General features: G+C 63.1%; 14 protein-coding genes. 6 read left to right on the top strand and 8 right to left on the bottom strand.

What is annotated here, in order from left to right:
* Nucleotides 1–71: 71 nt before the first annotated feature.
* The 6 genes from AC07VU_RS03095 to yiaY all read right to left on the bottom strand — a co-directional run bounded on the left by AC07VU_RS03095 (nt 72) and on the right by yiaY (nt 5622).
* Nucleotides 72–596, bottom strand: coding sequence for a DUF4142 domain-containing protein (locus tag AC07VU_RS03095; protein ID WP_274305774.1), 525 nt, complete (start codon nt 594–596; stop codon nt 72–74).
* A gap of 138 nt (nt 597–734) precedes the next feature.
* Complete coding sequence (locus tag AC07VU_RS03090; protein ID WP_087089148.1) at nt 735–2081, bottom strand: sensor domain-containing protein; 1347 nt, start codon at nt 2079–2081, stop codon at nt 735–737.
* 110 nt (nt 2082–2191) lie between these two features.
* Nucleotides 2192–2830, bottom strand: coding sequence for a LysE family translocator (locus AC07VU_RS03085; protein ID WP_007922230.1), 639 nt, complete (start codon nt 2828–2830; stop codon nt 2192–2194).
* A gap of 127 nt (nt 2831–2957) precedes the next feature.
* A complete protein-coding gene (gene fos / locus AC07VU_RS03080) occupies nt 2958–3374 on the bottom strand; it encodes a fosfomycin resistance glutathione transferase (protein WP_495029506.1) in 417 nt (138 codons plus the stop codon).
* Nucleotides 3375–3458: 84 nt separating this feature from the next.
* Nucleotides 3459–4205: a PA3715 family protein gene (locus AC07VU_RS03075; protein WP_495029505.1), complete on the bottom strand. Its 747-nt coding sequence runs from the start codon at nt 4203–4205 to the stop codon at nt 3459–3461.
* A 268-nt stretch (nt 4206–4473) separates the two neighbouring features.
* On the bottom strand, nt 4474–5622 hold the full coding sequence (yiaY, locus tag AC07VU_RS03070) for an L-threonine dehydrogenase (RefSeq protein ID WP_274305773.1): 1149 nt from the start codon (nt 5620–5622) through the stop codon (nt 4474–4476).
* 156 nt (nt 5623–5778) lie between these two features.
* Here yiaY and AC07VU_RS03065 point away from each other — a divergent pair, with 156 nt between their 5' ends.
* Nucleotides 5779–6798 (top strand): DUF4917 family protein, encoded by a 1020-nt coding sequence (locus AC07VU_RS03065; RefSeq protein ID WP_274305772.1) that lies wholly within the window; start codon nt 5779–5781, stop codon nt 6796–6798.
* Nucleotides 6799–6949: 151 nt separating this feature from the next.
* Here AC07VU_RS03065 and AC07VU_RS03060 read toward each other — a convergent pair whose 3' ends face one another.
* Nucleotides 6950–7492 (bottom strand): helix-turn-helix domain-containing protein, encoded by a 543-nt coding sequence (locus AC07VU_RS03060; protein ID WP_007922237.1) that lies wholly within the window; start codon nt 7490–7492, stop codon nt 6950–6952.
* Nucleotides 7493–7651: 159 nt separating this feature from the next.
* Between AC07VU_RS03060 and AC07VU_RS03055 the strand changes: the two genes are divergently transcribed.
* Together AC07VU_RS03055 and AC07VU_RS03050 are read left to right on the top strand one after the other, a co-directional pair.
* Nucleotides 7652–8434, top strand: a complete 783-nt coding sequence (locus AC07VU_RS03055) for an aldolase (RefSeq protein WP_277588048.1) — start codon at nt 7652–7654, stop codon at nt 8432–8434.
* Between the two features lie 30 nt (nt 8435–8464).
* Nucleotides 8465–9352, top strand: coding sequence for a dihydrodipicolinate synthase family protein (locus AC07VU_RS03050; protein WP_085530035.1), 888 nt, complete (start codon nt 8465–8467; stop codon nt 9350–9352).
* Nucleotides 9353–9552: 200 nt separating this feature from the next.
* On the opposite strand, the gene AC07VU_RS03045 is transcribed toward AC07VU_RS03050, so the two are convergent.
* Nucleotides 9553–9888, bottom strand: a complete 336-nt coding sequence (locus AC07VU_RS03045) for a YegP family protein (RefSeq protein WP_007922249.1) — start codon at nt 9886–9888, stop codon at nt 9553–9555.
* Nucleotides 9889–10103: 215 nt separating this feature from the next.
* Here AC07VU_RS03045 and AC07VU_RS03040 point away from each other — a divergent pair, with 215 nt between their 5' ends.
* From AC07VU_RS03040 to AC07VU_RS03030, 3 genes are all read left to right on the top strand, one after another.
* On the top strand, nt 10104–10643 hold the full coding sequence (locus AC07VU_RS03040) for an RNA polymerase sigma factor (protein ID WP_009042532.1): 540 nt from the start codon (nt 10104–10106) through the stop codon (nt 10641–10643).
* Entirely contained in the window at nt 10640–11611 is a 972-nt protein-coding gene (locus AC07VU_RS03035; protein ID WP_495029504.1) for a FecR family protein, read from the top strand. Before AC07VU_RS03040 ends, AC07VU_RS03035 begins: the two co-directional genes overlap by 4 nt.
* Nucleotides 11612–11731: 120 nt before the next feature.
* Complete coding sequence (locus AC07VU_RS03030) at nt 11732–14305, top strand: TonB-dependent receptor (protein ID WP_495029503.1); 2574 nt, start codon at nt 11732–11734, stop codon at nt 14303–14305.
* The last annotated feature ends 483 nt before the right edge of the window (nt 14306–14788 follow it).

Raw genomic sequence — 14788 nt, 5'->3', positions numbered from 1 at the left:
GAGAGACGGCGACACCAGACGCGGTGCGTCTTCAGGTCAGGCCCGAAGGCGCATCGGTGGTGGGACGGTACTCAGCCGTCCAACTGATCCAGAGGCCGGCCAGCCTTGAGGGCCTTGGCCATTTGCAGGTGATTGCGCAGTTTCGGCAGGGTCTCTTCGGCGAAGGCCTTGAGTTCGGGGACCTCGGTGATTTCGGCCTGTTGCTGGATCTGTTCGATGGCTTCTTCGGTGGCCTTGACCTGGTTCTCGGCATAGGCGGCATCGAAGGCTTCGCCTTCCGGAACCTCGGGGATCAGCGCCTTGGCCTTGTTGATCACTTCTTCCCGGGGCGCCACGGGCAGGTCGAGTTTCCTGGCGATTTTAGCCAGGTGCTGGTTGGCGGTGGTGCGGTCGTTGATGACCACGATGGTGTAGTCCTTGACCGCCTTGGAAGAGGTCTTCTGGTGGGCCAGGCGACTGGCCTCGATGTCTGCCATGCCCTTGGCCGAAGCCTCATCGATAAACTCCGCGGGGGACTGGGCGAATGCCGCGCTGGCGCTCAGGCCGAGCAGCAGCGCGAGGCAGGTGCGGGACAGATGGGTGGCCATGAAGCTCATGGTATCGGCCTCCTTTGATCAGTTGACGGCGCACGGCGCCTGCACAGAGTGAGAGTTTTCAGGCCACCGAAGGTTTGAAAAAGTTGCATCGGCCACGACGAACGGTTGGCAAAAAAACGCCCTGATCGGCCGTTTCTTTCAGGCCCGGGACGGGCTCCGCTGGGCGCGCTTGGCCGCGTACATCGCCTCGTCGGCGTGCTTGAACAGCTGCTTTTCGTCATGGCCGTGTTCGGGGAACAGGCCGATGCCGATGCTCGGCAGAATACTCAACTGATGGCCATCCAGGCGCAGCGGCTCGTCGAGCGCCCGGCGAATCTTTCCGGCGACGATGCCGGCATCTTCCGCATGCTGGATACAGCCGAGCAGCACCACGAACTCATCGCCACCGATCCGCGCCACGGTGTCGCTCTCGCGCACGCAGGCCTTGAGCCGGTTGGCCACCGCCTGCAACAGCATGTCGCCGACGGCGTGGCCAAGTGTGTCGTTGACCTGCTTGAACCGGTCCAGGTCGACGTAGAGCAAGGCCATGCGCCCGGACTCGCGACGGGCACGGGCCAGGGCACTGCGCAGGCGCTCGCGGAGCAATTCGCGGTTGGGCAACTGGGTCAGCTGGTCGTACTGGGCCATGTACTGCAGGCGCGCATGCAGCTGCTTGCGCTCGATGGCGGTGGCGAGCTGGGCGCAGACGTATTGCAGCAGTTCCTTGTCCTGCTCGGTGTATCGCTCGTCGCCCGGCGCGCTCTTGACGATCAGCGCGCCGATGGTGCCTTTCTGCGAATTGAGTGGCACACCGAGCCAGCAGGGTGAGTACGGGGCGGCGGCATCCGACAGCGGTGACAGCGGCCCATAATTGCCGGGAGTCAGCAGCAACGGCTGGCCACTGCGGATCACCTCGGCGCACAGGCTGCCGGTCAGCGTGCCCGGCTGCTCCGGACAACGCTCGCGGTCGTCGACGTGATAGGGAAAGCTCAGCGCCTGGCATTGCTCGTCGTACAGCGCGACGGAGAAATTCAGCGCCGGCAGCCATTCACCGATGATCCGGTGCACGCGCCGGAACAACGCCAGCAGGTCCTCGGTGGCATGGGCCGCCTCGGAAATTGCATACAACGCCGCCTGCCGCGACTCGGCCTGCTTGCGCTCGGTGATGTCGCGGGCCACGGCGATGCGCAACTGGTCGACCTCGGACCAGCGCGCCGACCAGAGGATATGCGCGACCTGCCCGTCCTTGCGCAGGTAACGGTTCTCGAAGTTGGGCATGGGTTCGCCAGCCATGATCCGCTCGGCGGCCTGCAGCGTGCGCAGGCGGTCCGCGGGGTGCACCAGCTCGATCATGCGCCGGCCGACCAGTTCGTCCGGCGTATAACCGAAAATCCGCTCGCAGGCGGCGCTGACAAAGACGAAACGGCCTTCCACATCCACCGCACAGACGGCGTCCAGCAGAAGGTCGATGAAACTGGCCAGGGGCGCGGAGTTGTTGGTTGCCATCAGGGAACGACACTGCCTGTGAAGATAAAGCGCCGAGTATCAATCCCTGGTTCTGGCAGCGGCGCAGGGCCGCTGCTGGTCCGTGGCTGCCGCAACCTTGCGGACAGCCTTTATGCCTTGTTCGCCAGCAATCCCGGAACGGCATGCAGCAAGGCGTTGATGGCAAACCCGATGAACATCACGCCGCAAAGCCGGGTGATCGCCAGTTCGTGGCGCTGATACAGGGTCCGCACCCGCCGCGCACCGACGATGCCAATCAGAATAGCGTATGCGCCGATGCCGCCGAGGAAACTGAGGAAGATCAGCCAGGGCAGCATCGACCAGTTGAGCAGCTCGGCACGACTGGACAGCAGCGCGGTGAAAGTCGCCACGGCCACCGGGTACGCCTTGGGGTTGGTCAGGCCGAACAGGATGCCGTGCCAGAACGGCTGGCGCGCCGGGCCCTGGGGTTCCTGCCCATTGCTGCGCTGGCTGCGGATCGCCCGCAGGCCGAGCCAGAACAGATAAAGGCCGCTGAGCACGCCGAGCACATCGAAGGCGCTGCTGCCGATCTCCTTCGCGCCGACGATGGCGATCAGCGCGGTGCTGCACCAAATCACGTCGCCCAGCAGATGCCCGCAGAGAAAGCCGGCCCCGGCCCGCCGCCCGCGCGCCGCGCCGATACCGAAGACCGCCAGCACGCCCGGCCCGGGAGTAATGCCGTAGATAAAGCCCGAGGCGAGAACGGCCAGTAACAGCGAAGAAGTCATGCCACACTCCGAAGCGCCGAAGGTGGCGCGGTTTTGATCGCAGGATTCTGCCGGCTTGCGCCCCCCCGCACCACCCCATAATGGTCGCCATAACGACAGCCAGCCGTCTTGAAGCGGCGGCGAGCGGTCATTCGTCGGTAAAGATCGTCATCCCGGCATAGGGCTGCTGCCGGCAGGCGCGCAAGCGCGAGGCCAGATCGCCGACATGGGCTTCCAGCTGGTGGCCGTCGGGGTCGAGGAAATAGAACGAGGCGCCTTCACTGCGGTTGTCGCGCCACTCCCGTACGCCAGCAGCCCGCAGGCGCTGGACGAACGCCAGGAAATGCCCGGCCTCGATGCCGAAGGCATAGTGGGTGTAGTCCGGCACTTCGGCCGAGCGGCGCGACGGGTCCAGCGACAGGCACAACCACAGGCCCGGCAGCGACAGATAGGCGCCGCTGTCCCAACTGGCGTCCAGGTGCAGGCCCAGCAGGTCATGGTAGAACCCCAGGCTGCGGTTCAGGTCGGTCACGGCGAGGGTCAGGTGGTTGAGGCCGGTCAGCATGTCTTGGATACCTTTGAGTCCATCGCCTCGCCCGTGGCCAGCACGACTAACAGACGAGCCAACATCAGGAGATCAGGCAACGCATCAGAATGAGCGACCTTTCAGGCCTTCCGGTACCACGTATTGCTTGCCGTCGTAACGCAGGGTGGTCACTGCCGGCTTCTCGGCACGGGATACGGAAACGCACTCTTCGCCCTTGCGAACATTGGTCGAACCACTTGACTGGGTTTTGACGATCAGGTCGGCATAACCGTGGCTGCTGCTCTTGGCCATCTGAAGGGTGCGTTTGGTCTCATGAAATTCGCCTTCACAGTTGGTGTCCCATTCTCCCCCATAGGACTCGACAACCAGCGACTCCAGCACCGGACGCAGGGTGTTGCCCTCTTTGACGTAGAGTGACAGCCAGGCTTCACCGAAAGGGTTGGCCCGTGACGACCCTCGGAAAGCAGCGCGAATACCGAATGCACGTAACTGCGGGGTGAGACTATAACGGGCAGTATCAATACTCAGCCCATTGAAGCTGATCGCGTCGGAATTGAATGATGAGGCCTGAGAATATGTGGCCAGGGCGGCGCCATCTTCACTCGCAACCAGAGCCAGGCGGAGATCATAGGTGCCTTGGTCATAGGGATTTTCAGTAGCCGAGTGCGCCTCGAGCTGCGAACTCACAGTAATGCTCACTCCAGGATAGGCTGGCCACGCCTTGCACTCCGAGTATCCCACCACGCCGTCCTTGAGTTCGGGTGAGACACATTGGGCATGGACATGAGTCGTGCCCAGCGACAGTCCGATCATGACCCAGCAACCCAGCGCACCATATCTCGATGTCATTGCTCCGCTCCCTGCGCCCATCGACGATCACCACGTTTAAGCCACGCACTATCCCCCGCCCAATCGACTCTTTCAACCCATTCAAGCCTGACTCCCGCGCCCTCATATGAACAAGCCTGCCGGTTTTCGACTGCATGCAAGCTTGGGGGCTCGATTCGCAAACGCCAGTTATGCCCCTCTGTAGGAATATTCGTCAGAACAACGCGGAACATCGCCCAGATCGCTGACGCGATCGATCGCGAGCAAGCTCGCTCCTACAAGGGATGGTTCAGAACGCGCTGCGGAAGATCTCTTCGATCTGACGCTGGTCGGCGCTGCGTGGGTTGGTCAGGCCGCAGGCATCTTTCAGGGCGTTGGCGGCCAGGACCGGAATGTCCGTCAGCTTGGCGCCCAGGTCACGCAAGCCGCTGGGGATCTCGACATCCCGGGCCAGGCTGCGAATGGCGCTGATGGCCGCCTGCGCGCCCTCCTCCGGGCTGAAGCCACGAATGTCCGCGCCCATGGCGTGGGCCACGTCGGTCAGGCGTCCGGCGCAGACCATGGCATTGAAACTCTGCACATGGGGCAGCAGCACGGCGTTGCACACACCGTGGGGCAAGTCGTAGAAACCGCCCAGCTGGTGCGCCATGGCATGCACGAAACCCAGCGACGCATTGTTGAAAGCCATGCCGGCGAGGAACTGGGCGTAGGCCATGTTTTCCCGGGCGACCAGGTCGCTGCCGTCGTGCACCGCCTGGCGCAGGTTCTGGCTGATCATGGTCATGGCTTTCAGCGCGCAGGCATCGGTGATCGGGTTGGCCGCGGTGGACACATAGGCTTCGATCGCGTGGGTCAGCGCGTCCATGCCGGTGGCGGCGGTCAGGCCCTTGGGCATGGCGACCATCAGCGCCGGGTCGTTGACCGACAGCAGCGGCGTGACATTACGGTCGACGATGGCCATTTTCACGTGGCGCTGCTCGTCGGTGATGATGCAGAAACGGGTCATTTCACTGGCAGTGCCGGCGGTGGTGTTGATGGCGATCAGTGGCAGCTGGGGCTTGGCCGAACGGTCGACGCCCTCGTAGTCGCTGATATGCCCGCCATTGGTGGCGCACAGGGCGATGCCCTTGGCGCAGTCATGGGGCGAACCGCCGCCGAGGGAGACCACGAAGTCGCAGTTGCTCTGCTGCAATTGCGCCAGGCCCTTCTCGACGTTGCCGATGCTCGGGTTGGGCTTGGCGCCGTCGAAGATCGCCGAATCGATGTCCTGCATCGCCAGCTTCTCGGCAATCATCCCGGCCACCCCGGCCTTGGCCAGGCCGGCGTCGGTGACGATCAGCGCCTTGCGAAAACCGTAGTTACGAATCGCGACCATGGCCTCGTCGAGACAGTCGATACCCATGATGTTCACGGCGGGAATGAAAAAAGTGCTGCTCATGGCGCGTCCTCCAGGCTGGGATGGATCAGCCGTGCCGATCCGGCAAATGCGCACAGGATCGACCCATCGGTCACGCGCGTTGTTGATCTGGCTCAAGGGTCGGTCGTGATAAAGTCGGCGCCCTGTACACCTTCTGCCTTGAGACGACGAACCGCGATGATGGATTTCCAGGAATTTGATGCCGACCTTGAAGACTGGAACGCCTTGTGCGCCAGCACGCCGATCACCGGCCTGCTGATCGGCAACGGCGCCAGCCGCGCGGTGTGGGAAGACTTCGCCTACGATTCGCTGTTCGAGAACGCCCGCACTGTCGAAGAAAAGCCCCTGAGCCCCTCCGAGCTGAGCGTGTTCGAAGCCCTGCAGACTCGCAGTTTCGAACAGGTGCTGGGCGCGCTGAAGACCACCAGCCGGGTCAACAAGGCCCTGGCCGTCAGCTCCGCGGCGCCGCGCAATCGCTACTACGCAATCAAGGAAGCGCTGATCAATACCGTGCACGCGGTGCACATTCCGTGGCGCCTGGTACAGCCGGCGACACTGTCGCAGATCAACCAGGAACTGCGCCGCTACCGCACGGTGTTCACCAGCAACTACGACCTGCTCAACTACTGGGCGATCCAGCACGATGCCCAGGGCATTGACGACCTGTTCCAGGGCGCCGACCCGAGCTTCGACATCAGCCAGACCGCCAGTGAACGGACCCGCGTGCTGTACCTGCACGGCGGCCTGCACCTGGTGCGCAACCAGGACGGCACCGCGCGCAAGCTGGGTTCCACCGAAGGCACGCTGCTGGGCAACTTCGCCATCAACAACACCCTGAAGACCCTCGACGATGTGCCGCTGTTCGTCAGCGAGGGCCCGGTGGCGGACAAGCTCAAGACCATTCGCGGCAGCGACTACCTGTCGTTCTGCTACCAGCAGTTGCTGAATCACAGCGACGCGCTGTGCATCTTCGGCCACGACCTCGGCTCCCAGGACAGCCACCTGGTGAGTGCCATCCGCCAGTCCAAAGTGCGGACCCTGGCGATCTCGATCCAGCCGCGCAGCAAGGCCTTCATCCAGAACCAGAAGCGGCGCTACGCCAAGCTGTTCGCGGGGATGGAAGTGACGCTGCGCTTCTTCGATTCGAAGAGCCATGCGCTGGGCAATCCTGCGCTGTCGGTGCCGGTCGAGCGCTGAAAGATCGCGGGCAGGCGTCTGCGGAGCGCCACCTCTGTAGCCGCTGCCGAGCCCGCGAGGCTGCGATCGACCCCGAAGGGGACGCACGGTGTTGAATCGCTGAAGGCCTTCGGCCTTATCGCAGCCTTCGGCAGCGGCTACATCGTGTCCCTTATTCCTCGCCGCTGTGCACCACCACCAGCAACTGCGCCTGCACCTCGCCCACCGAGCGCAGGCGGTGGGGTTTCTGCGCGTTGAAGTGCAGCGCGTCGCCCCGGTTGAGGATCACCCGCTCGTTCATGAAATCCACTTCCACCTGCCCTTCGTGGACAAACAGAAACTCCTCCCCCAGGTGTTCCTTGAAGCTCTTGTCGGTGAACTCCCTGGGCGGGTAGATGATGAACGGCAACAGGCTGCGCTCGCTGACCTGATGCGCCAGCACCGCATAACCCGGCGCCTGGTCGTTGGCCGCCAGCGACTGGCGTTCGTCGCTGCGTACCAGGCTGTAGCTGTCGAGGCTGACCTTGTCTTCGGCGAACAGCTCCTCGACGTTCACGTTCAACGCCTTGGCCAGTTTCAACGCCGCGGCGATCGAGGGCGTGTTCAGGCCGCGCTCGACTTTCGACAGGTAGCTCTTGGTCATGCCGGATTTCTCGGCCAGGGCCTCCAGCGTCACGCCAAGTTTTTTTCTCAATAATTTCAAACGGATAGACATGTAGAACGGTTAACCCATCAAGGAGGCGACGATTTGTCCTTGCCAATGACACAAGGTGTCATATAGCCTCTTTAGTGTCATTTGCTTTCACCCAACGACCTTGCGAGCAGCGGGAGCTGGCAAATCCGACGTCCATTGCAACGACCAAAGGACACCGATATGGCCAAGACATTAGCACTACCCAAAGAGCAACTGGTCAGGCAAGCCCTGACCCAGATGCAAAACACCCTGGCGGATAATACGTGGACCGATCGGCAAAAGCTGGCCCTGACCTGCCGCATCCTGTTCGAGAACGGTCACGACTCCGGTCTTGCCGGGCAGATCACCGCCCGTGGCCCGCAGCCGGGCACTTACTACACCCAGCAACTGGGCCTGGGTTTCGACGAAATCACCGCGGGCAACCTGCTGCTGGTCAACGAAGACCTGGAGGTGCTCGAAGGCCACGGCATGCCCAATCCGGCCAACCGTTTCCACAGCTGGGTGTACCGCGCCCGCCCCGACGTGAACTGCATCATCCACACGCACCCGACCCACATCGCCGCGTTGTCGATGATCGAAGTGCCGCTGGAAATTTCCCACATGGACCTGTGCCCGCTGTATGACGACTGCGCCTTTCTCAAGGCCTGGCCGGGCGTGCCGGTGGGTAACGAAGAAGGCGAGATCATCTCCGCGGCCCTGGGCGACAAGCGCGCCATCCTGCTGTCGCACCACGGCCAGCTGTCCACCGGCGCCAGCATCGAGGAAGCCTGCGTGATCGCCCAACTGATCGAGCGCGCCGCCAAGCTGCAATTGCTGGCCATGGCCGCCGGCACCATCAAGCCGATCCAGCCGGAGCTCGGCCGCGAGGCCCATGACTGGATCTCCAAGCCCAAGCGTCACGCCGCCGCCTTCAACTACTACGCTCGGCAGAACCTCAAGCAACACGCCGATTGCCTGAACTGAACCCACCTCATTCGCTAAAGGAGCGTCGCCATGTCGAACGCCAACATTCACGGCATCATCGGCTACACCATCACCCCGTTCACCGCCAACGGTGAGCAACTGGACCTGGACACCCTCGGCCGTTCCATCGATCGCCTGATCGACAGCGGCGTGCAGGCCATCGCGCCCCTGGGCAGCACCGGCGAAGGCGCCTACCTGAGCGACGCCGAGTGGGACCAGGTCGCCGAGTTCAGCATCCGGCACATCGCCAGGCGCGTGCCGACCATCGTCAGCGTTTCCGACCTGACCACCGCCAAGGCCGTGCGCCGCGCGCGCTTTGCCGAGGCCAAGGGCGCCGATGCGGTGATGGTCCTGCCGACGTCCTACTGGAAGCTCAGCGAAGCCGAGATCCTTGCCCACTACCGCGCCATCGGCGACAGCGTCGGCGTGCCGATCATGCTCTACAACAACCCGGCCACCAGCGGCACCGACATGTCGGTGGAGCTGATCCTGCGGATCTTCCATGCGGTGGAAAACGTGACCATGGTCAAGGAGAGCACCGGCGACATCCAGCGCATGCACAAGCTGCAACTGCTGGGCGAAGGCCAGGTGCCGTTCTACAACGGTTGCAACCCGCTTGCCCTGGAAGCCTTCGCCGCCGGCGCCAAGGGCTGGTGCACCGCCGCGGCGAACCTGATCCCGCAGCTCAACCTGGACCTGTACCAGGCGGTGCTGGACAACGACCTGGAGCGCGCGCGCGAATTGTTCTACCGCCAGTTGCCGGTGCTCGACTTCATCCTCAAGGGCGGTCTACCGACCACCATCAAGGCCGGGTTGAACATGACCGGACTGCAAGTCGGCGACCCGCGCCTGCCGGTGTTCCCGCTGAATGAAGCCGGACGTAATCAGTTGCAGGCCATGTTGAACGCAGTGCGCTGATCGGGCCCTGGCTGTAGGGGCGAGCTTGCGGGCCTCATCGCCGGCAAGCCTGGCTCCTACCGTCCGCTTCTGTAGGAGCGAAGCTTGCTCACGATAGCGGCGCATCAGACACCACGCGTTGTCTGACGCCTACAAAAGCAGCGCCCAACAAAAAGCCCGGCAGGTTGTCCTGCCGGGCTTTTTTGTTTCAGTGCAAAACGTCAGGCGGTCTTGTCTTTGATGGTCGTGCTCGGACCGTTGGTCTGCACGCTGGCAATGCCCGCGTCGCGCGCCGCCTCGGACGAATAGCGCTGGCTATTGCCGATGATCTGGTGGTTCGCGGCCTTGAGGTTGAAATAAGGTTTGCCGTCCTTGGAGACTTCCTTGGCGTAGCGGGCCTCGTTGGGACTGTTGGTCTGCACCGAAGCGATGCCGTTTTCGGCGGCGCTGCGGGAGGAATACAACTCACTCGTCAAAATGGTTTCAGCATTGCCAGCCTTGAGAACGAAGCGGAACTGCCCGTCACTGCTTTTGCTTAATTCATACCATCCAGCCATGGTCCTGCTCCTGAGTGTCCAAAGATGCGAATGCACTTCGGATTAAAGCTTGTCTTTGCCGGTTTACCAGCGTTTGGGGTGTGTTGCTGAGGCACGCAGCATCAGACAGGAAAAATCGCATCCGGTTCATGATGCGAAACTCATGCAGACAAATAGTAATAATTCTCGATATCATTCGCGACCTTTCTGCCCGGCAGTACTTGCGAAGGATTTTCATGTCTCGCTTCAAGCCCGACCCCACCTCGGCGGACCCCGTCCGCGGGTTCTATGCGGACATCCTGCATTACCTGCGTAAACGCACGGACAACGCCAGCGATGCGGCGGACATGACCCAGGACGTCTTCACCCAATGGCTCGATTACCGCGACCGGGCCAAGGTCGAACAACCCCGCGCCTTTCTGTTCCAGATGGCGCGCAACCTGCTGCGCGACCACTGGCGCCGGCAGAAGGTCAGGCACAAGGTGCACCACGAACCGCATGCAGCAGAACCCGAGCCACTGGCCGATGAACATCACGAGCCACTGCCCGCGGCCCAGCGCCTGCAACGCCTGGAGCGCTTGAAGAGCGTGCTCGCCGAACTCTCGCCGCGCCGCCGCGAAGCCCTTATGCTGCACCGCTTCGAAGGCCTGAGCCAGGCGCAGATCGCCGAACGCATGGGCATCTCCCTGAGCATGGTGGAAAAACACATCGCCTTTGCCCTGCTGCACTGCAAGCAGCGCCTGGAGCAGGAACACGGCAAGGAGCAAGCCCAATGACCCGCCCCCGCGACCCTCAACATGAGCACGAGCACCAGATCGACAGCATCGATGCCCAGGCGGCCGGCTGGTTCACCCGCAATCGCGACGATCGCAGCCAGGCCACGCGCGACGCCTTCAAGATGTGGTTCCGCGAACCGGCCCATGCCCGGGCCTACGCCGAGTTCGAGCGCTTATGGGCCGACCTGACCGAACTCGAACCACTGAACCAACCGACGCCGCTGCCAGTGCGCAAAAAGCCGCGCTGGCGCCCGGCCCTGGCGGTCGCCGCCGCGTTGGTCTGCGCGCTGCTGGCCATCGAGCTGGGCGCCCCGCCGGCGATCCATTCGCAACAGATCGCCGCGCAGAGCACGGGCATGCGCAGTTTCAACCTGCCCGATGGCAGCACCCTGTACGTCAACGCCAACACCCGACTGCGCATCGACTTCACCGCGCAGCAGCGCAACCTCTACCTGGACCAGGGCCAGCTGTACCTGGAAGTGGCCGCCGACAAGGAACGGCCGCTGTGGGTGCATGCAGGCAACGCCCGGGTGCGGGTGGTCGGCACCGGCTTCGATGTGCGCCGCGGTGAGAAACAACTGGTGGTCAGCGTCGCCCACGGCCAGGTGGCGTTCGTTCCCGACGCGCAGAAGCCCAATTCGCTGCTGCTCGGCGCCCGCCAGCGCGGCATCTATGACTACGTCAGCGGCACCCTGCGGGAACAGGCGGTGAACGTCGCCGAGGTCGCCGACTGGCGCGGCGGCCACCTGGCCTTTCGCAATCGCGACCTGGCCAGCCTGGTGGACGAGCTGAACCTCTATCGCCGCCAGCCGGTGCAACTGGCCGATGGCGCGCTAGGCAACTTCAAGGTCTCGGGCAACCTCGATGTGCAGGACCCGGACGCCCTGATCAAGGCCCTGCCAGCGCTGATCCCGGTGAAAACCGTGGCCCTGGCCGACGGCCGCGTGCGTATCGAAGCCCGACGCTGAAACCCATATGCGAATATTTTGCATTCGCATATGAGGTTTTATTTTGCTGACGCGTCTTCCTCCGGTCTGCGTTGTTTACGCACACCTTTTCTGGCCTTTGTCGCCGCTCCGGGGGATTTCATGTTTCGCGCGCCTTATCACTTGCAGCTCATCTGTTCGCGTCCGACCCTGCTCGCCACCTGCCTAGCGTTCAGCCTGCAGGCCCAGGCCCAGGTTCAAGTCGAATCGTTCACCTTTGCCCTGCCCGCCCAACCGCTGGCGGCCTCGCTGAGCCAGGTGGCGCAGCAGGCGAAGATCCAGCTGCTGTTCGACGAAGAGTTGCTGCGCAACGTGAAGGCCCCGGCGCTGAAGGGCGATTTCAGCCCCGAGGCGGCGATCCGGCAACTGTTGGGTGGCAGCGAGTTCAGCCTGGTCAAGGTCGACAAGACCTACGTGGTGCGCCCCGCGGAAAACAGCAGCACCCGCAGTTCGGCGCTGCAGCTGGGGGCCATGAGCGTCATCGGCAGCGGCCTGGAAGTGGACTCCGCCACGGTCGGCCGCTCGACCCTGAACCAGGCCGAGATCGATCGCCACCAGGCCACCAACATTCCCAGCCTGATCGCCACCCTGCCCGGCGTCAGCCTCGGCGGCTCGCTCAAGCCCGGCGGCCAGACCATCAACATCTGGGGCCTGGGCGACGCCGAAGACGTGCCGATGAGCGTCGACGGCGCGACCAAGAGCGGCTTCGAACGCTACCAGCAGGGTTCGATCTTCATCGAGCCGGAACTGATCAAACGCATCGAAGTGGAAAAGGGCCCGCACTCGCCCGAGACCGGCAACGGCGGTTTCGGCGGCACCGTGCACATGGAGACCAAGGACGCCCCGGACCTGCTGTTGGAAGACCGCGACAGCGGCGCCATGCTCAAGTACGGCTACAGCAGCAACAGCCATGAGCAGGCCTACACCGGCGCGGTGTACGGACGCACCGAGGACCGGCGTTTCGATGCCCTGGCCTACTGGACCAAACGCGACGGCGACGACATGAAGCTGGCCAGCGCCCAGCCGGACCCGCGCAATGCCTATCCGATCAACCCCAAGCGCCTGCCCAACACCGCCCAGGACCTGGACGGCGAGCTGTTCAAGCTGAACATGCAACTGACCGACGAACATCGCCTGGGCTTGAGCTACATGCGTTCCAACAGCGACATCTGGGCGCCCTTCTCGGCCAAGAGCTACCCGACGCCACCGACCCAGAGCGATATCGACAAGTACGGCTACGACGGCGCCACCCGGCGCTTCCTGGCCCAACGCAATACCGTCGATACCACCTGGCAGGCCAAGTACCAGTACACGCCGCTGGACAACCCGTGGATCGACTTCGAGGCCAAGTACTCCGATTCCAAGACCGACCAGACCGACGAGCGTGGCCCGAACGCCTACACCCAGCCCGCCTCCGGTGGACGCAAGATCACCGTGGGTTACGAGGACAGGATCCTCTCGCTGAAAAACACCAGCCGCTTCAACACCGGCCCGCTGGAACATGCCCTGACCCATGGCATCCAGATCCGCAAGCACACCCGCGAGGTGGACATGTGGATGCCGGGCAAGACCTACGAGGTGCCCAAGTACAACAACGGGCATTACCAGCCGGGCTTCATGCCCCATGGCAAGGTCGACAACAACGCCTTCTATATCCAGGACGCCATCACCCTGGGCGACTTCACCCTGACCCCGTCCCTGCGCTACGACCATGTGCGCAACCGTGGGCAGAAAAACGACGCGCCGATCTACAACAGCCCCAACCCGGTGGTCGGCCACGATTATGGCGACAAGACCTACACCGGCTGGTCGCCACGGCTGTCGGCGTTCTGGACGGTCACCCCGCAATTCGCCCTGTTCGCCGACTACAGCAAGACCTGGCGCGCGCCAGTGATCGACGAGCAATACGAAGTCCAGGCACCGGGCACTACCCGCTCGGCCACCAGCCGCGACCTCGACCCGGAGCGCATCACCGCGTTGCGCGCCGGTAACATCACCAGCTTCGCCAATGTGCTCAGCGATGCCGATAGCGTACAAATCCGCACCACCGTGTTCCGCAATGAGATCAAGGACGAAATCATGAAGAACCTGGGGATCGGCTGCCCCGAGCAACTGAGCAGCGGCAAGAACATCGGCCAGGTGTGCAACCAGCCGACGATCGGGGTCTACCGCAATATCGGCGACCTGACGATCAAGGGTTTCGAGGTCGAGAGCTTCTACGATTCGACCTACCTGTTCGGCTCGCTGTCCTACTCCTGGATCACCGGCAAGCATGAAGGCGCCTACACCAATCCCTGGGGGCCGAATGTCTGGGCGCGGGACATTCCGCCGCGCAAGTGGGTCGCCACCCTGGGGGTGAAAATCCCGCAGTGGGATGCGCAGGTGGGTTGGCAGGGCCAGTGGGTACGCCAGACCGACCGCGTGCCGAGCGACGTCTACCCGAGCGGCCCGGCCAGCGCCTTGGGCGATTCCTACTGGGACCAGTACGAGAACGACCGCTACAACGTGCAGGGCCTGTTCGCCAACTGGAAACCGCAGCAGCCGTACCTCAAGGGCACCGAGGTCAACTTCACCCTGGACAACATGTTCAACCGCGATTACCGCCCGCCCCTGAGCGGCGAAAACGCCTCCAGCCTTGGGCGTAACGCCAAGATCAGCGTGACCCGGTTCTTCTGAGCCGGGGCGCTGCCCCTGTAACTCCTGTAACTCCTGTAACCCCTATAACCCCTATAACCGCTGTAACTGCTGCAACTGCTGTAACTGCTGTAACCCCTGTAGCCGCTGCCGAGCCTGCGAGGCTGCGATCGACCCGAAGGGGCGCGGCGATCTCGCGACCGTCTGAGGTCCTGCGGACCTATCACAGCCTCGCAGGCTCGGCAGCGGCTACAGGTCGTGTTTTGTCAGGGGATGCTGGTGAGAAGCGGAGAGGTTTCGCTTTGTTTTGTAAGGTATTTCCTAGAAAATCCCCAACGCCTTTGAGCGCCTTGTCCCCCTCAGATCGATCAGGCAGTCTGCCTGGGTCGCTGCAAAATCAGCGGCCCGGATGTGGAAGTCTGGTTCTGAAGAGCGTGCAATTCGTCTCAATACGAACATCAGTAACTTTCGGTGCTGGTGAAGTCGTTTTATGGCGGCTGTACGTGGGGCACCCTCGGGTGCGCC

It is taken from the genome of Pseudomonas sp. GW821-FHT02B10 (genome assembly GCF_059421865.1).
This window is presented reverse-complemented; position numbering and strand designations above follow the sequence as displayed.